This is a genomic window from Microbispora sp. NPDC004025, assembly GCF_053604425.1.
Genome location: NZ_JBSGHN010000001.1, coordinates 342215 through 355117, shown reverse-complemented (window position 1 = coordinate 355117; position 12903 = coordinate 342215). Strand labels below are relative to the sequence as shown.

28 protein-coding genes are annotated in these 12903 nt (G+C 71.4%); 3 read left to right on the top strand and 25 right to left on the bottom strand.

Annotated elements, in window-relative coordinates; all coding sequences use genetic code 11:
* Positions 1 to 20: 20 nt before the first annotated feature.
* The 25 genes from ACWEQG_RS01585 to ACWEQG_RS01465 form a co-directional block, all read right to left on the bottom strand.
* A complete protein-coding gene (locus ACWEQG_RS01585) occupies positions 21 to 335 on the bottom strand; it encodes a WhiB family transcriptional regulator (protein WP_452280755.1) in 315 nt (104 codons plus the stop codon).
* 235 nt (positions 336 to 570) lie between these two features.
* A complete protein-coding gene (locus tag ACWEQG_RS01580; RefSeq protein ID WP_452280753.1) occupies positions 571 to 972 on the bottom strand; it encodes a helix-turn-helix domain-containing protein in 402 nt (133 codons plus the stop codon).
* Entirely contained in the window at positions 969 to 1199 is a 231-nt protein-coding gene (locus tag ACWEQG_RS01575; RefSeq protein WP_452280752.1) for a hypothetical protein, read from the bottom strand. Before ACWEQG_RS01575 ends, ACWEQG_RS01580 begins: the two co-directional genes overlap by 4 nt.
* Complete coding sequence (locus ACWEQG_RS01570; RefSeq protein WP_452280750.1) at positions 1196 to 1675, bottom strand: hypothetical protein; 480 nt, start codon at positions 1673 to 1675, stop codon at positions 1196 to 1198. The genes ACWEQG_RS01575 and ACWEQG_RS01570 overlap by 4 nt, the downstream gene beginning before the upstream one ends.
* On the bottom strand, positions 1672 to 2130 hold the full coding sequence (locus ACWEQG_RS01565) for a hypothetical protein (protein WP_452280748.1): 459 nt from the start codon (positions 2128 to 2130) through the stop codon (positions 1672 to 1674). The genes ACWEQG_RS01570 and ACWEQG_RS01565 overlap by 4 nt, the downstream gene beginning before the upstream one ends.
* 94 nt (positions 2131 to 2224) lie before the next feature.
* Entirely contained in the window at positions 2225 to 2482 is a 258-nt protein-coding gene (locus ACWEQG_RS01560) for a hypothetical protein (RefSeq protein WP_452280746.1), read from the bottom strand.
* Positions 2472 to 3443, bottom strand: coding sequence for a recombinase RecT (locus ACWEQG_RS01555; protein WP_452280744.1), 972 nt, complete (start codon positions 3441 to 3443; stop codon positions 2472 to 2474). The genes ACWEQG_RS01560 and ACWEQG_RS01555 overlap by 11 nt, the downstream gene beginning before the upstream one ends.
* The gene (locus ACWEQG_RS01550; protein ID WP_452280742.1) at positions 3440 to 4501 is read right to left on the bottom strand and encodes a YqaJ viral recombinase family nuclease; all 1062 of its coding nucleotides are present in this window, start codon (positions 4499 to 4501) and stop codon (positions 3440 to 3442) included. Before ACWEQG_RS01550 ends, ACWEQG_RS01555 begins: the two co-directional genes overlap by 4 nt.
* A gap of 10 nt (positions 4502 to 4511) precedes the next feature.
* Positions 4512 to 4736 carry a hypothetical protein gene (locus tag ACWEQG_RS01545; RefSeq protein WP_452280740.1) on the bottom strand — a complete coding sequence of 75 codons (225 nt, stop codon included), beginning with the start codon at positions 4734 to 4736 and terminating at the stop codon, positions 4512 to 4514.
* A complete protein-coding gene (locus ACWEQG_RS01540; RefSeq protein WP_452280738.1) occupies positions 4721 to 4903 on the bottom strand; it encodes a hypothetical protein in 183 nt (60 codons plus the stop codon). The genes ACWEQG_RS01545 and ACWEQG_RS01540 overlap by 16 nt, the downstream gene beginning before the upstream one ends.
* Positions 4900 to 5370, bottom strand: a complete 471-nt coding sequence (locus ACWEQG_RS01535; protein ID WP_452280736.1) for a hypothetical protein — start codon at positions 5368 to 5370, stop codon at positions 4900 to 4902. The genes ACWEQG_RS01540 and ACWEQG_RS01535 overlap by 4 nt, the downstream gene beginning before the upstream one ends.
* On the bottom strand, positions 5367 to 5666 hold the full coding sequence (locus ACWEQG_RS01530; RefSeq protein WP_452280734.1) for a hypothetical protein: 300 nt from the start codon (positions 5664 to 5666) through the stop codon (positions 5367 to 5369). Before ACWEQG_RS01530 ends, ACWEQG_RS01535 begins: the two co-directional genes overlap by 4 nt.
* The gene (locus tag ACWEQG_RS01525) at positions 5663 to 5938 is read right to left on the bottom strand and encodes a hypothetical protein (RefSeq protein WP_452280732.1); all 276 of its coding nucleotides are present in this window, start codon (positions 5936 to 5938) and stop codon (positions 5663 to 5665) included. Before ACWEQG_RS01525 ends, ACWEQG_RS01530 begins: the two co-directional genes overlap by 4 nt.
* 95 nt (positions 5939 to 6033) lie before the next feature.
* Positions 6034 to 6504, bottom strand: a complete 471-nt coding sequence (locus ACWEQG_RS01520) for a hypothetical protein (RefSeq protein ID WP_452280731.1) — start codon at positions 6502 to 6504, stop codon at positions 6034 to 6036.
* Positions 6501 to 6896 carry a hypothetical protein gene (locus ACWEQG_RS01515; protein ID WP_452280729.1) on the bottom strand — a complete coding sequence of 132 codons (396 nt, stop codon included), beginning with the start codon at positions 6894 to 6896 and terminating at the stop codon, positions 6501 to 6503. The genes ACWEQG_RS01520 and ACWEQG_RS01515 overlap by 4 nt, the downstream gene beginning before the upstream one ends.
* The gene (locus ACWEQG_RS01510; protein WP_452280727.1) at positions 6893 to 7294 is read right to left on the bottom strand and encodes a hypothetical protein; all 402 of its coding nucleotides are present in this window, start codon (positions 7292 to 7294) and stop codon (positions 6893 to 6895) included. Before ACWEQG_RS01510 ends, ACWEQG_RS01515 begins: the two co-directional genes overlap by 4 nt.
* Complete coding sequence (locus ACWEQG_RS01505) at positions 7291 to 7563, bottom strand: hypothetical protein (RefSeq protein ID WP_452280725.1); 273 nt, start codon at positions 7561 to 7563, stop codon at positions 7291 to 7293. The genes ACWEQG_RS01510 and ACWEQG_RS01505 overlap by 4 nt, the downstream gene beginning before the upstream one ends.
* Positions 7560 to 8222 carry a hypothetical protein gene (locus ACWEQG_RS01500; protein ID WP_452280723.1) on the bottom strand — a complete coding sequence of 221 codons (663 nt, stop codon included), beginning with the start codon at positions 8220 to 8222 and terminating at the stop codon, positions 7560 to 7562. The genes ACWEQG_RS01505 and ACWEQG_RS01500 overlap by 4 nt, the downstream gene beginning before the upstream one ends.
* Positions 8219 to 8467: a hypothetical protein gene (locus tag ACWEQG_RS01495; protein ID WP_452280721.1), complete on the bottom strand. Its 249-nt coding sequence runs from the start codon at positions 8465 to 8467 to the stop codon at positions 8219 to 8221. The genes ACWEQG_RS01500 and ACWEQG_RS01495 overlap by 4 nt, the downstream gene beginning before the upstream one ends.
* Entirely contained in the window at positions 8464 to 8772 is a 309-nt protein-coding gene (locus ACWEQG_RS01490) for a hypothetical protein (protein WP_452280719.1), read from the bottom strand. Before ACWEQG_RS01490 ends, ACWEQG_RS01495 begins: the two co-directional genes overlap by 4 nt.
* A 2-nt stretch (positions 8773 to 8774) precedes the next feature.
* The gene (locus tag ACWEQG_RS01485; protein WP_452280717.1) at positions 8775 to 8978 is read right to left on the bottom strand and encodes a BldC family transcriptional regulator; all 204 of its coding nucleotides are present in this window, start codon (positions 8976 to 8978) and stop codon (positions 8775 to 8777) included.
* 159 nt (positions 8979 to 9137) lie between these two features.
* Positions 9138 to 9689, bottom strand: a complete 552-nt coding sequence (locus ACWEQG_RS01480) for a hypothetical protein (protein WP_452280715.1) — start codon at positions 9687 to 9689, stop codon at positions 9138 to 9140.
* A 62-nt stretch (positions 9690 to 9751) separates the two neighbouring features.
* On the bottom strand, positions 9752 to 9955 hold the full coding sequence (locus ACWEQG_RS01475; protein WP_452280713.1) for a hypothetical protein: 204 nt from the start codon (positions 9953 to 9955) through the stop codon (positions 9752 to 9754).
* Between the two features lie 31 nt (positions 9956 to 9986).
* On the bottom strand, positions 9987 to 10157 hold the full coding sequence (locus ACWEQG_RS01470; protein WP_452280711.1) for a hypothetical protein: 171 nt from the start codon (positions 10155 to 10157) through the stop codon (positions 9987 to 9989).
* Positions 10158 to 10275: 118 nt separating this feature from the next.
* Positions 10276 to 10545, bottom strand: a complete 270-nt coding sequence (locus ACWEQG_RS01465) for a helix-turn-helix domain-containing protein (protein ID WP_452280709.1) — start codon at positions 10543 to 10545, stop codon at positions 10276 to 10278.
* Positions 10546 to 10727: 182 nt separating this feature from the next.
* Here ACWEQG_RS01465 and ACWEQG_RS01460 point away from each other — a divergent pair, with 182 nt between their 5' ends.
* The 3 genes from ACWEQG_RS01460 (at position 10728) to ACWEQG_RS01450 (ending at position 12722) form a co-directional block, all read left to right on the top strand.
* The gene (locus ACWEQG_RS01460) at positions 10728 to 11396 is read left to right on the top strand and encodes a helix-turn-helix transcriptional regulator (protein WP_452280708.1); all 669 of its coding nucleotides are present in this window, start codon (positions 10728 to 10730) and stop codon (positions 11394 to 11396) included.
* A gap of 241 nt (positions 11397 to 11637) precedes the next feature.
* A complete protein-coding gene (locus tag ACWEQG_RS01455) occupies positions 11638 to 11976 on the top strand; it encodes a hypothetical protein (protein ID WP_452280706.1) in 339 nt (112 codons plus the stop codon).
* A complete protein-coding gene (locus ACWEQG_RS01450; protein WP_452280704.1) occupies positions 11973 to 12722 on the top strand; it encodes a hypothetical protein in 750 nt (249 codons plus the stop codon). The genes ACWEQG_RS01455 and ACWEQG_RS01450 overlap by 4 nt, the downstream gene beginning before the upstream one ends.
* Positions 12723 to 12903: the final 181 nt, after the last annotated feature.

Genomic DNA, 12903 nt, shown 5'->3' with positions numbered 1-12903 from the left:
GGGCGGTCGCGAAGCGCACTTCACGCCGCCCCCGTCCGTGTGGCCGTCTTGCGCCGCTCCCGCGAGGTCAGAGCCCCCCAGATGCCGAACTCCTCGCCCCGCTCCAGGGCGTAGGCGCGGCACTCCGGCCAGACGGGGCAGGAGCCGCAGATCCGCTTGGCCTTCTTGACCTCGGGCTTCGAGGCCAACTCCGAAGGCGGGAACCACAGGTCGGGCTCCACCTCGCCCCGGGCGGCGAGCTCGCGGCACAGGCCACGCACCGCCCAGTCGGGGCCGGCCGCCCAGTCGGGGCCGGCCGCCCGGTCGGTGGTGAGGCCGTGGTCGCTGCGCGTCATGGCCGCCTCCTGGTGGCCCGCCGCGTCCCCTCCGGCGCGACGGGCCACGTGCGGGTCCAGGCCCGGCCCTGACCCCCCAGCCGGGCCAGGCCTGGACGTGTGGGGCCCGCCTCACCCCGTCCCCAATCGGGGCGAGGCGGGTTCGGCACGGCGCTGCTTCCCCTCAGCGCGCGTGCCGGGTCGCCGCCGGAGCCCAGGTGGGTCGGCTCAACGGCGGCGAGTCCAGTGGTCGTGCTCACGCCTGGGCCTCCGCCTTTTCCAGGGCGGCGACGATCGCGGCGTACGACGGGGAGGACTTGGGTATGACCCCGCGTTCGAACGCGGACACCGTGACCTGGTGAACGCTGGCGAGCTCACCGAGTTGGGCCTGCGTGAGGCCAAGGTCCTTGCGGCGGCGGGTCAGCTCCTTGGCGGCGCTGGGCACCCGGAAGGAGTGCATCTGCCCGACGCGGAAGTTCATCGCCTGCACCTTGACCGGGCGCAACTCGGCGGGGTCGGTACGGAGCTGCTTGGCCATCCACCGGGTGACGAACTCCTGGGCGCGCTCAACGGAGTCGCGGCCGTCGAACTCGAAGGTCACGGTGAGCCGGAGGCCGGGCGGTTCCTCGGTCTCGACGGTGGTGGTCTGGTCGGTCACCGCCACCTCCCGAAGATGCGGAGCAGGCCAGGCGTGGGCGTGGCTGCGGGCTGGGGCGTGGTGGGCGTCGGCGGCGTGGGGTTCGCCGGCTGGGTGGCGTCCACGAGGGCGTCCATGTCCGGGCCGGTCTCGATCTCGTGGGCGAGGGCATGCAGGGCCCGCCAGACGTCGGTGGGCTTCTGCTGGGCGAGCCCGCGCAGGCGGGCGGCGATCTCGGCGTACGTCATCCCCGCCCCCGGAAGAACTCGTCGACGTTGAGGATGCGCATGCCGGGGGTGGGGCAGGTCCGCACGTGCTCAGCGACCTCACGGGCGCTGTCGTACAGAGGCCCGGGTTCGCCGGCGAGCGCGGCGCGGGCGTCGGCGTGGATCTCGGTGACGGTGCGGATCAGCTCGTCGTCCAGGTCGCACACGTCGCGGGTGTGCTGGTCGAAGCCGGTGATGATGACCGGCCCTGGGTAGGGGTGGAGCGCGGCGCCGCAGCCGGTCAGGACCAGCGACCCGGCGACGTTCCGCGGGTAGGTCTCCGGCTTCAGCAGGCCGACGTCGTTGACCCAGCCGCGGAGCCAGGTGCCGGGCCATCCGTCGTGCGGCGGGATGGTCACGCCGGTGGGGCCTTCAGGGCCGACCTCGACGCGGATCTCCGACCAGGTCCCGTTCTTGACATGGAGGTCGCCGTCGTTGTCGATGAGGACGTACTTCATGCGTCACCGCCTGGGCGCGGGAGGATGCGGACGGTGGAGTCGGGGCCGACGGTCATGCCCCAGGTGCCGGAGCACGCGACCCGGGTGCCGGGCCCGAGGACGCCCTTGAGGCCGCCGTTGTAGGGCTCGAATCGGTCGATCGGGTAGTGCTTGGCGAGGTGCACGATGACGTCGCCGATCTCCAGCTCGCGCCCGGCAACGGGCAGGCCGATGTGCGGCCGGTCGGTGTCGAGGGCGGGCGGCGGGGTCAGCGTGATGGGTGCCGCGGGGGCGGCGGCCGTCTTCGTGCGCGTCTTCTTGCCGGACGCGGCGGCGTTCGCCTCGCGCGCGGTGCGGCGGTCCTCGGCCAGGGCCGCCTTGCACTCGTCGCACGCGTCGGTCTTGCGGTAGCGGTGCTGGTAGTAGCCCTGCTTCGTGCCGTGCTTGACGCCGTCGTCCAGGCCGACAACGCTCATGACGGAGCACCTCCGGCCTGCTCCTGCTGGACCTCGGTGGCGATCTCCTCCGCCATGTGGGTCAGCGCGTCGATCAGGTCGTAGCGGTCGCTCATCACTGCCTCCTGGCGAGGGACGGCCAGCCAGTGACCAGCTGCACCGCGGCGGCGTGCGCGCACTCCGCAGGCCGCCCGCAGGTGCAGGACCAGGCACCGTCCCGCAGCGTGACCAGGTACTTGCCGGAGTTGCCCTCGACGATCGCCACGACCCCGGCCGGGCGGCGGGCCTGCTCGTCGCCCGGGGTGACGTTCGTGACGATGACCTTGCCGCGGGACAGGTAGCTGCAGGCCATGGAGCGCGGATCAGTCGCCACCGGGGGTCACCCCGCTCCCGGGTTTGGTCACCGGCGGCCAGCCGTCGTCGGCCGGCTGCTGCTCCCCCGCGAGGGCGGGCGAGTCGGCCAGGTCGTCGGCCGGAGCGCCCGGGGTCTCGGGCTCCTCGCTCTCCGAAAGGGCCTCGACCTCCCAGTCGACCTCGGGCAGCTCGGACTCGCCGGCCTCGTTCTCCCGCTGGAGCAGCTCGACGAGCTCGGGCGACTGCGGGACCCAATCGGCGAGGCGGCGGACCGCGGACTTGCGCCACATGGCGTCGAACTCGGTGTGCCAGGTGGAGTTGAACCAGCCCTTGTCGGGGGTGCGCTCGAACCCGGCGGGGTCCTCGCGGCGGTGCTTCTCGGCGAGCTGGTAGGCCTTGCTGTACTTGTCGCGGACCTCTTCGGCCTGGGCCCGGTTCAGGGTGACGATCTTCGACCGGCCGCCGCCCTTGATCTCCGCGAAGGCGTACACCAGGACCGGCTTGCCGCGGTCGGCGACCAACAGGTTCGGCCGGTGCCAGAACGTCCCGCCGTCTCCGATCGAGTAGTCCCACTCGTCGTGCTCGTAGATGAACTCGGCCACCACCGACGTGACGCGGCCGGAGTTGTACATCAGGTGCACGAGGCCCTGCCACTGCGCCACGAAGGTCGCCGTCTTGCCGTACGGCACGATCGCGGCCTGCTTGGTGCCGGGCTCCAGGCCCAGGCGGGCCGACTCCAGCAGCGCGGCCAGCAGGCTCTCCTGGCTGCAGTCGAGCAGCGCCGGGGTCTTCTGCACGCATGTCAGCGCCATGCGCATGAACCGGTCGACGGTGACGTGCTTCGGCAGCGCCATCTGGAACTGCGGCGCCATCTGCTTGAACAGCTGGCGCGCGGTGGCGACCTTCTGCTTGACGGCCAGTTCCTTGCCGGACGGCCGCTGGCCGGTAGCGCGCGTGGCGACGCGATCTTTCAAGGTCATTCGGGGCTCCCAGGGACACGGAGCACGCGGGCGCGGAACGCCGCGTACACGTCGGGGTGGTGGGACTTCAGGGCGTCCAGGTCCAGCCGGGGCGCAAGGGTGCGGTACTCAGCGGCGAGATCGGGCCGGGCCTCGCGGAACCGCTTCGGCGCGAAGTTGCCGTTGCGCTTCCACGAGTAGAGCTCCCGGCCAGGGGCGATCGCGATCTCCGCGTCGCCCAGGTTGGCCTTGAGCTTGTTCTCGACGGCGCCCAGGTCGCGTTCAAGGTCGGCGATCTGCTTCTTCAGGTCGTCGCGGCGGGCGATCAGGGCGTCGGCCTCAGCGGCTTCCGTCGGAGTGAACAGCTTGATCGAGTCCGGCTTCACGTCCCACATCTGGGACAGCAGCTCGTCGGTGCTCGCGAGGTCGCCCGGGTCCGGCTCGACACCAGCGAGGACGTGGTCGTGCCAGAACTCCCCGATCAGCTGCACCAGGTGGCCGATCAGGTCCTCGTCCCGCTCCAGCCGGAACCAGCGGAAGTCGTCGTCTACGAGGCCGGCGACGAAGGCCGCTTCGTAGCCGGTGACGGCCATGTACCAGTGCGCCTGGAGCGCCGGGCCGTCGGGCGGCTCGTCGCCGCCCCAGTCCTCTCGGCGGGCGGAGCGCCAGGTGCGGGACTTGCATTCGAGGATGCGGCCGTGGAGGAGGTCGGCGTGTTCCTCGAAGACGATGCGGTCGGGGTTGGCCAGCATCCAGGGGTGTTCGGCGTGCTGGAGCGTTCCCGGGGATGCGACGACGGCGTGGCCGGTCTCTTCGGCGAACAGCTCAGCGACGAGCCCTTCGAGGCGGTGGCCTCGGCGGGCGGCGCGGTCCAGGCGCGGGTTACGGCGCTCTGCCAGCTCGCCGCGCTTGTCCTGGTAGACGTGGAGGGGTCCACGGTGGCGGTCCATGCCGAGGATCGCGGCCACGTCACTGCCGCCGATGCCTTGCTGTCGTACGGTCAGCCACTCGTCGCGGGTGATCTCGGCGGGGGCGAGCAGGCGGGCCGTCGGGGTGATCAGCTCATCTGTGGTGGACATCTCCTCCCCCTCAGCATTCGAACAGCAGGTGTCGGCGGGTGCCGGGCTGCTCATCGCACGGCTTCCCGTTGGGCGTGCCATCAGGGAAGTGGTCGGCGATCTCCCAGCGGGAGCTGATGCCGGTCGGGTGGTCGGTGTTGAGGCGGGCGGTCATCTCCTCGGTGCTGAGCGCCGTGCAGACGATCGCGGTGCACAGGCCGATCTGGCCCGTGTAATCGCTCACTTCGCCGGGCATGCGCCCTCCTGGATCTGGACGTGCAGCTCGGTGCCGTCGTCGAACACGACGGTGAACTCCTCGGTGAAGCCCTCCTCGCCGGGGCCCTGGTAGGTCTCGGCGACGTCGTGTATGCCGAGGGCGTCGTGCTGGAGCGCGGCGCGGAGCTGAGTGATGCGGGGGTTCATCGGCCGCACCCCTCCGCGCAGTCGGGCGTGCAGGGCTCGCCGGCCGCCATGCGGGTCATGTCCTCGTCGGGTGGCCAGGCGAGGCCGAGCCCGGTCGCGAACGCCTTGATCTTCGGCGCGCCGTACTGCGCGTAGTCCGCCTGATCCATGGCCGTGACGACGTCGTCCTTGCCGAGCAGCCAGGCGAACTCGGTCAGCTTGGCCACTGACCGGCTGGCGGAGATGCCGCGGTGGTCGCGGATCTTGTCGAGGGCGAACTGGTAGTAGTCGCGGGCCTGGGCGAGGATGGCCTCGTCATCTGGGGCCGGCCCCCACTCCTCGGCCGTGGTCTCCGGCTTGAGGAACCCGCGGGCGTGCTCGTATTCGAGGGCGCCGACGAGGACCTCTGTGCGGAAGCCGAAGAAGTCGTCGTTCTGGATCGTGCGGGCGCGGGTGAGGATGTCGTCCTGGGTGCGTGTCGTGATCACGGCTTCTCCTCGATGAGGTTCTTGCCGACGACGAGCAGCAGCCCGGCCAGGCGGCGCGGCGGCACGTGCGGGGCCTGGTCGATGACCTGCTTCAGTCCCCCGGCCATGTCGAGGTAGACCCAGCCGAGCAGCTGGGGGGAGACGTCGGGGAAGTTGCCTTGTACGGCGGTGGCGACCCAGGTGCCGAGCCGGTGGATCGCTGCGTCGATCTCGGTTTCGGGGTGCTCGGGGTCGAGGGCGGCGAGGACCTCGCGCATCTTCTCGGCGCGCTCCGACCAGAGCGGGGTGTAGGTCATGACCGGCCGCCCTTCGAGATGGCCTGGCGCAGGCGCAGGGCCTTGCGGCCGACGCGCTTGGCCAGCAGCAGGCCGCGGTCGCGGTACGTCTGGCGCATGCGCTGCTCGACGCGGGAGCCGCCGCGGCGCAGCGGCCCCATCCACTCGTCGGGGTTCTGCGACCGCCACAGCTGCTCCCACTCGGCGAGCACGTCGTCGGTGAGCTTCCGCTGCGGCGCGGTGTGGCGTCCCATGAGCAGCAGCGCGACGAGGGCCGCGATCGGCAGGGCCACGAAGGAGAGGCAGCCGCGTCTCCGGGTGGTGGCGTCCCGGAGCAGTCGGTCGGTCGCCGCTGTGCAGCGCGAACACGTGCAGTTGGGGCCGTGCATCACGAGCTCCGTGTGCGTCGCCGGGCCGGCCGCTTGCCCGTGTCGCCGTTGGGGAGGTCTTCCTCGATGTCGGGCTCGGGCGGCTGGGTGGCGTGGCCGGCCTCGAACTTCTGGAAGGCGCGCTCCTGGTTCTCGGGCAACTCGCCGATCCCCGACGTGTCGGCCGCCGGCTCTCCGGCCGTCCCCGGGTCGTCGGCCTGGGGCGTCTCGGGCTCTGCCGTCTGCTTCGCGTCGACGGCCTCCAGCTCGGCCTCGATGGCGCCGAGGTCGCGGTCCCAGAAGTCGGCCTGCGCGGCGATGGTCCGGGCGAGGGCGCGGGCGGCGCGGACGCGGCTGACGTCGGTGCGGGGCACCTGGACGCGGAGGGGCCCGAGGTCGAAGGTGGACCAGCCGTCTTCGCTGAGCTGGTGCCGCACCTGGTCGGGGGTGAGGGTGCCGTGGATGACGGTGGTGAGGTGCAGGTCGTTCACGAGGGGTCTCCTTCGCAGCCGCAGTCGGTCATCCGCTCGCGCAGGACGGCGCAGGCGGCGGCCATGACGGGCGGGTAGAGGGGCTGACGGCCGACGGCGCTGTCGTCGTGACGGGCGACCAGCTCGTGGAGCGGCATGTGCCGGAAGTTGGCGACGGCCAGCTCGGTGAGCTGCTGGTCGTTCTCCGCGAGCTGCCGCGTGTTCTCGGCGAGCTGCTCGGCGTTCTCCGTGAGGAGGCGGTCATTCTTGGCGAGGCCGTAACAGGTGCCGGCGGCCATGAGGGCGACGGCGGTGTGGACGACGGCCAGCCACGGCATGCCCTCGGCCAGGTTGAACCCGACGGTCGCGGGGACCAGGGCCAGGCAGAGCCACATCATCAGGCGGTGCTTCATGACCGAACCTCCTGGCAGACGGCCTCGTGCACGCCGTCGGGGAGCGGCGCGCCGCAGGAGCACAGGGGCACGCCCCGCTCCTCCAGCACCACCTCGACGGCGGCCATCACTTCCGGCAGGACCCCGCCGTAGCGGGCGCCCACGTTGTGCCGGGCGACCAGCGCCTCGGTGGGCATCTGCCGGGCCTTGGCGATCGCCTCGTCCCGCAGGCCCGGGTCGGCCGGCGGCAGCACCGTGGTCGGCTCGACCTTCGTGGTGGTGACGGGGAAGGACAGCGCGGCGACGCCGAGGCCGCCCAGCGCGCCGATCACGAGGAGCACGCTGGGACCGTCCTGGATCATCGTGACCACGGCGAGGGCCGTGAGCCCCACCCCGATCAGGAAGAGCAGGCGGTTCATCGGATCACCGCCCCCGCGACCAGGAGCAGCACGGCGTTACCCGCGAGCACCAGGCCCGTGCCGGTGACGCCGAGCGCGGCCATCCACCCGCCGGCGACCGACGCCTCCAGCAGCGCGGCGATCAGCAGTACGACGCGGACGGTCCGGGTCGTGTCGAGTCGGTGTACGGCGCGGGCGGCGCGGACGGGCAGGGGTGCGCGGGCGTGCCGGGGCGGGGAAGCGGGGTGCGCGCTGCGGGACGGCCCGGCATGGTGAGCGATGGCGGTCACAGCGCCTCACCCCCGCGCAGCAGTGCGGCGACGGCGGGGTCGAGCGGCTCGATGTACGGCAGGCCGAGCACCTCCGCGACGCGTCGCGCGTGCGACGGCATGGCCTCCAACGGAATCCAGTCCTCGCGCCGGTGGTAGGCGGTCGGCTGGTCGGGCCGGACCTCGGCGATGACCAGGCGGGCGGCGAGGATCGTCTCCTCATCGCGCTCGGCGGCGGCCCGGTCCCGGCCCGCGTCGGGCACGGCCTCGATCGTCACGTGCGGCACGGTGCCGATCAGGAGGCCGACGTTCTCCCGCAGGTCGCCCAGGTCGTTGACGCCGTCGAACAGCTCGGCCGCCTGACCCTCGTTCAGCCCGAGCAGACGAGCGGCGCGGTGGTGGGCGGGGGTGACGCGCACGCCGTCGAGCTCGGCGACGTAGGTGTCGCCGGGTTCGGCGACCAGGCAGGACGCCGCGAACCAGGGCTCATGGTCGGGGAAGCGGACGGTGCGCATGTCGTCGATGCCGGTCGCCCACTGGCCGCCGGACAGGTCGCACCGCCACCCGGCGAAGCACATCCCGGACTCGCAGCGGTAGGACCCCTGCTGCCAGCCCTCCAGGTTGGGCAGGGCCTCGATGTGGGCGAGGGTCTCGCGCAGCGCGGAGGCGTTGACGCTCATCGCCCCTCCTTGCCGACCTTGCGGAGGGCGCGGGGCCGCATCCAGCAGCCCTCACGGTCCGACCAGTCGACCCAGACGATCGGCCCGTCACCGAGGAACATGTGCGCCCTGGAGCCGCCGCCCTGGTCGAGACTGATCGGGTCCCGGGGCGGGCAGGTCGCGATCCGGCCGGTCGCGCCGGTCTGCCGATGCGCGACCGGGGTCCGCTCCGGCCACGTCAACGCGAGATCAGTGAGACTGCTCACGACCGGCCTCCGTCCGTGGTGGCGAGCACGGCGGCCAGCTCCTCGCTGTCCCACCCGGCGTACCGGGGCGACCGCTCGGCCATACCGATCGCGTCGTCCAGGACGTGGGTGAGGCCGGCGAGGGGCCGCCAGTTGCGCCCGCTACGGCGGAACGGCAGGTACGTCGGGCGCGCGGTGTGGTCGTACTGCGTGACCGACACAACCGCGTCGACGTCGCCGCCGGGCCGGTGCCCGACGAACTCGATGGTGTACGCCTCGCGCTCACCCAGCAGGGTGCGGCAGGCGGGCAGGATCAACGGGGCCATGGCTACTTCGCCGCCGTGTTGGTGCCGTTGAGGAGCGCGCGGACCTCGGACTCCTTGTAGCGGCGGTGACCGCCGAGGGTCCGGATGGAGGTGAGCTTCCCCGCCTTCGCCCAGCGGGTCACGGTCTTGGGGTCGACGCGGAACATCGTCGCGACCTCGGCCGGGGTCAGCAGCGGCTCGGAGGCCGGAACTTCGATGCGTGCCATCTTCGGGGGTCCCTTCGGACTAGGGTTGGGAGTGCCGGGGGTCCCGGCACCCGCCCCGGACTGGTGACGCAGCCCGGGGCTTCGGCTTTTCCGGGGGTCCCGCACTCCGCGGCGGCCAAGGGGGCACCGCGGCGCCGGGGGTGCGGGAGTCATCGGGGACTAGCGGACGTAGTAGCCGCCGTTCCAGTCCCAGCTCTTGTTGGCCAGCTCGCCGCCGTCGGCCTTGGTCACCCAGGCCGTGTCGGCGTCGTTGTTGTAGAACTGGCCGAAGGTGCCGCAGTCGGTGTCGCTGTTGGCGTACAGCCGGTACTCGGCCCCGGCCTTGTAGTCGCCGCCGACGCGGGTGCCGTTGAAGACGGTCACGTACTCGCCGTTGGCGATCTCTGTGGTGCTGTTGTCCGGCAGATCGGTGATCTTGTAGGTGTTGCAGGTGTGCGGCCGGTGCGCGAGCGTGCGGCCGTGGGCCCAGTTGTCCTCGACGAGCACGCCCGCGACGTTGACCGGGTGGCCGGACACGTTCTGGAAGGTGACGTACTCGCGGTTGCGGTTGGCGAAGCTGTCCGCTCCCATGGCGTCGGTGCCGACCCTGACGATCCGCAGGTCGCCCGTGACGGGGGCGGGGGCGGCGTCGGCGGTGCTGGCCGGCGCGACGGCGATGCCGCTGATCATCAGGGCCGCGAAGGCGGCCAGGGAGAGCAGGATCTTCTTCATCTGAGATGTGATCTTTCTGTCGTGGACGGCCTGGTTGGCCGCCCGGTCTGTGGGCCCGCTGGTCAGCGGGCGAAGGGGGAAGCGAGGCGGATCTTGCGGAGGGCGCGACGCTCGGCGCGGGCCTTCCTCGCGTCCTCGCGGCGGCCGGTGGCCTCCGGCGACTGGTGACCGTCCTTGTGGTCGATGCGGCGGCGCTGGCGCGGCGTCAGCTCGCGGCGGCCGGTCTGGGCGCGGTAGCGGTCGGCGCGCTGGTCACGGTCGAGCATCGGGGCTCCTGGGGGGTGGGGGTCGGGTAGGTCAGGCCGCGGCCTGGTGGCGGGCGGCGCTGCGGGTGCCGGTGCCGTGGAAGACCCGGCGGAGCGCGACGATCTGCTCGGCGGTCAGTGGAGGCGCGGCGGCGGCGATCCGTTCAATCGCGGCCCGGCGCTCTTCGTCCCGCACGGCTTCGGTGGTTCTGGAGCGCTCCATGATCAGTCGCTCAGGGGCTGCTGGCAGTTGCGGCAGGTGGTGCGGTACGGCTCGTTCATCGACTGGCAGCCGCCGCACTGCTTCATCGGCTGCTGCGGTGGGTAGGGCGTGAGGTTGTTCATGCTGACTTCGCCTCAGCGGTGATCGCCTCGGTGTCGTAGCCGGGGCTCACGATCGCACCGACCGGGACGCCGAGGGCCTCTGCGATCTGCCGGGCGAGCTTGCCGGGGCACCGCTTGCGGCCGGCCTCGATGTTGCAGATGTAGGCGTGGCTCTTGCCGACGGCGGCGGCCAGCTCGGTGATGGTCCATCCGAGTGCGTTTCGCAGAGCCCGGATGGTTGCCCCGATCCGGACGGCCTCGGGGTCCAGGTCCGTGCTGTCTGTCATGTCCGCAACAGTAGGGAAGAACCGGGAAGAATTCAAGGGAGGAACGAGGCAGAACCTGGAAGTATCGGGAAACGGTTGAGCCATTGCGGTGGATTAGGCCTCTGACCAGGCTTGCTACGTTCCTGTAACTCACCGGCGGGGGCCGATGGATGTTCCCACTTGTTCCCGGCATGATTGGGGGCATGAGCCAGGACCGCGCCCGGGCCGCGCGTCACGTGATCTCACGACGCGGCGAGCTAGGCCTGACCCAGCAACAGCTGGCGACCCGCGCCGACGTCGACATCAAGACGATCTACAACCTTGAGTCCGGCGAGCGTTGGCCGCAGGCCCGCAACCGCTTCAAGATCGAGCAGGCGCTTGGATGGGCACCTGGTGCGCTCGACGCCCTCGCCGCCGGCCAGAAGCCCGGCCAGCGCCACACCACCCTGGTCGCCCTTCTTCATGGGGCGCGGCAACGACGAGGGCTCTCCGAGACGGAGGCCGCCACACTCGCTGGCCTCACCGAGGAGCAGTGGGACGAGTTCGTCGCAGGACCCGCCACGACCGACGATGCCAGGAAGGCCGACACGGCTTCGTGGTTGGCTCGGGCGGCGCGGGTGCTGCACATCACGCCGGACCAGCTCTCGATGGTCGGCCGCACAGACGCCGCGGAAGAGCTCGCCCGCATGCTCCATGGCGGAGCCCCGGAAGGCCGGCCGTCGCTCGAGCCCTGGGAGCGGAAGATTCACGCAATTGAGGAACTGACTGAGCAGGAACGCGCCGCGGCCGTCGCGTTGATAAAGGCGTTGCGAGGTACGGCGACAGCGTCGCGGGAGCAGGGTGAGGGCGCTCGCCGGGCCAGCGGTTTATGACCGACCGAAAATACGTAGTGACGACCGAAAAAGTAATTGAAGCGTGAACTGTAACTTTCAGGTCACAACAAGTCTGAAGATATAGACCGGTCCAAACGGGTAATTTTTTCTAGAGAGACGCCTGGGAAGCGGACAGATCAACACGCACGACCGCCGAGGTGTCCCCCAGATGCAAACCCCCGCAAACGGTGATTCAGTACCCGCCAGCCCAGAGGAAATCCTGCAGCGGGTGCAAGCCAGAATGACCAAGCTCAACACGGTGTCGCGCTGGACCGATCGAATGGCCGCCGAACTCGCGCAGATGACGCAGGAACTCGCCGATGCGCGGACACTGATCGCCCTCCAGTTCCGGGCACTCAACATCGACCCCGACGACCTGCCGCCCGGACCGCTCGTCGAAGCCTGGCACACGCGATCGCACGCCGACCGACCGGTCACCGTCGACATGGACGGCATCGAAGTCACCCTCGTCGTCTCCGCGGAACCGCAACCGGACGACGCGGTCCGCGAGGCCCTCCACTGGCAGCAGCTCCGCAGGGCGTTCCGCCGCGTCCGAACCGAGCTGGGCCGCGCGTCATGACGACGATCCGCTACGAAGAACTCCCGCCCGACACGGTCGTCCAGATGTGGGACGAGGACGGCGAGACCATCATCGTCGTCAACAGCACGCTGCCGCCTGACCGGCAGCGTGACGCCGTCCGGGCCGCCCTTCGAGATGCCCGCAAGCGGCGCCGCGGCCTGGTCGTCCTGCCGATCGGTGTGATCCTCGCGGTCGAGCAGATCAAACGGGCCCTCCGCGCGCGCCCGATCGCCGTGGCTGCCGCCACGTCCGCCGCCGCAGTCTTCACCACGCTCGGACCCCCCCAGCCGCTGGAAGAGCGCGAAGAACTGGTGCCGCCCACGATCGCCCTGTCCCAGCGGCCGAACTCCCCCACGCACGAGCGCACGCCCGCCTCCGCCCTCACCATGACCCACGCCGCATCGGCGCCGCGGCAGCCCCGGACCCGCTCTCCGGCCCACCGCGCCGTGTCCTCGACACGCCGGGCCCCGGCCACGCCCAGCCGCAGCCCCCGGCCGCACACCCCGCGCCCCTCCCCGCCGGAACCCACCATCGCGCTCACCCAGATCAGACGACCGCCGGCCCCGCTGCCTTCGCCTCAGCGGCCACCGCAACCCCCACCCTCGCCGGCGGTCATCGTCCGGCCCGAGGAGCGGCCTGCCGCCGAAGCTCCGACCCCGCCGCCGCCCGCGGGCGACTGCGACGGGATCGGCATGGGGGCGACCCTCGACCCGCTCCTCGGCATCGACGCATGCCTGCTGGGTTAGATCCGGTCACCCAGAGACAGCCCGCGAGGCGGCCCCGGCTCCGACCCCGGCATCGGGGGCAGGGACCCGCAGTGCGCGCACTGACGTGCGAGCTGGGAATCGCGGGGCCGGCAAGGGTGCGCGTGCTCCCGTACCCGGCCGCTCGGTGTCCGGCACGGCTCGAACTCGGGGGCGAGGCACG

Bases quoted from the DNA above. Each gene is read 5' to 3' on its own strand.
- ACWEQG_RS01585 (WP_452280755.1), bottom strand. From the start codon at position 335: ATGACGCGCAGCGACCACGGCCTCACCACCGACCGGGCGGCCGGCCCC.
- ACWEQG_RS01575 (WP_452280752.1), bottom strand. From the start codon at position 1,199: ATGACGTACGCCGAGATCGCCGCCCGCCTGCGCGGGCTCGCCCAGCAG.
- ACWEQG_RS01570 (WP_452280750.1), bottom strand. From the start codon at position 1,675: ATGAAGTACGTCCTCATCGACAACGACGGCGACCTCCATGTCAAGAAC.
- ACWEQG_RS01565 (WP_452280748.1), bottom strand. From the start codon at position 2,130: ATGAGCGTTGTCGGCCTGGACGACGGCGTCAAGCACGGCACGAAGCAG.
- ACWEQG_RS01555 (WP_452280744.1), bottom strand. From the start codon at position 3,443: ATGACCTTGAAAGATCGCGTCGCCACGCGCGCTACCGGCCAGCGGCCG.
- ACWEQG_RS01550 (WP_452280742.1), bottom strand. From the start codon at position 4,501: ATGTCCACCACAGATGAGCTGATCACCCCGACGGCCCGCCTGCTCGCC.
- ACWEQG_RS01545 (WP_452280740.1), bottom strand. From the start codon at position 4,736: ATGCCCGGCGAAGTGAGCGATTACACGGGCCAGATCGGCCTGTGCACC.
- ACWEQG_RS01540 (WP_452280738.1), bottom strand. From the start codon at position 4,903: ATGAACCCCCGCATCACTCAGCTCCGCGCCGCGCTCCAGCACGACGCC.
- ACWEQG_RS01530 (WP_452280734.1), bottom strand. From the start codon at position 5,666: ATGACCTACACCCCGCTCTGGTCGGAGCGCGCCGAGAAGATGCGCGAG.
- ACWEQG_RS01515 (WP_452280729.1), bottom strand. From the start codon at position 6,896: ATGAAGCACCGCCTGATGATGTGGCTCTGCCTGGCCCTGGTCCCCGCG.
- ACWEQG_RS01510 (WP_452280727.1), bottom strand. From the start codon at position 7,294: ATGAACCGCCTGCTCTTCCTGATCGGGGTGGGGCTCACGGCCCTCGCC.
- ACWEQG_RS01500 (WP_452280723.1), bottom strand. From the start codon at position 8,222: ATGAGCGTCAACGCCTCCGCGCTGCGCGAGACCCTCGCCCACATCGAG.
- ACWEQG_RS01490 (WP_452280719.1), bottom strand. From the start codon at position 8,772: ATGGCCCCGTTGATCCTGCCCGCCTGCCGCACCCTGCTGGGTGAGCGC.
- ACWEQG_RS01485 (WP_452280717.1), bottom strand. From the start codon at position 8,978: ATGGCACGCATCGAAGTTCCGGCCTCCGAGCCGCTGCTGACCCCGGCC.
- ACWEQG_RS01480 (WP_452280715.1), bottom strand. From the start codon at position 9,689: ATGAAGAAGATCCTGCTCTCCCTGGCCGCCTTCGCGGCCCTGATGATC.
- ACWEQG_RS01475 (WP_452280713.1), bottom strand. From the start codon at position 9,955: ATGCTCGACCGTGACCAGCGCGCCGACCGCTACCGCGCCCAGACCGGC.
- ACWEQG_RS01470 (WP_452280711.1), bottom strand. From the start codon at position 10,157: ATGGAGCGCTCCAGAACCACCGAAGCCGTGCGGGACGAAGAGCGCCGG.
- ACWEQG_RS01465 (WP_452280709.1), bottom strand. From the start codon at position 10,545: ATGACAGACAGCACGGACCTGGACCCCGAGGCCGTCCGGATCGGGGCA.
- ACWEQG_RS01460 (WP_452280708.1), top strand. From the start codon at position 10,728: ATGAGCCAGGACCGCGCCCGGGCCGCGCGTCACGTGATCTCACGACGC.
- ACWEQG_RS01455 (WP_452280706.1), top strand. From the start codon at position 11,638: ATGACCAAGCTCAACACGGTGTCGCGCTGGACCGATCGAATGGCCGCC.
- ACWEQG_RS01450 (WP_452280704.1), top strand. From the start codon at position 11,973: ATGACGACGATCCGCTACGAAGAACTCCCGCCCGACACGGTCGTCCAG.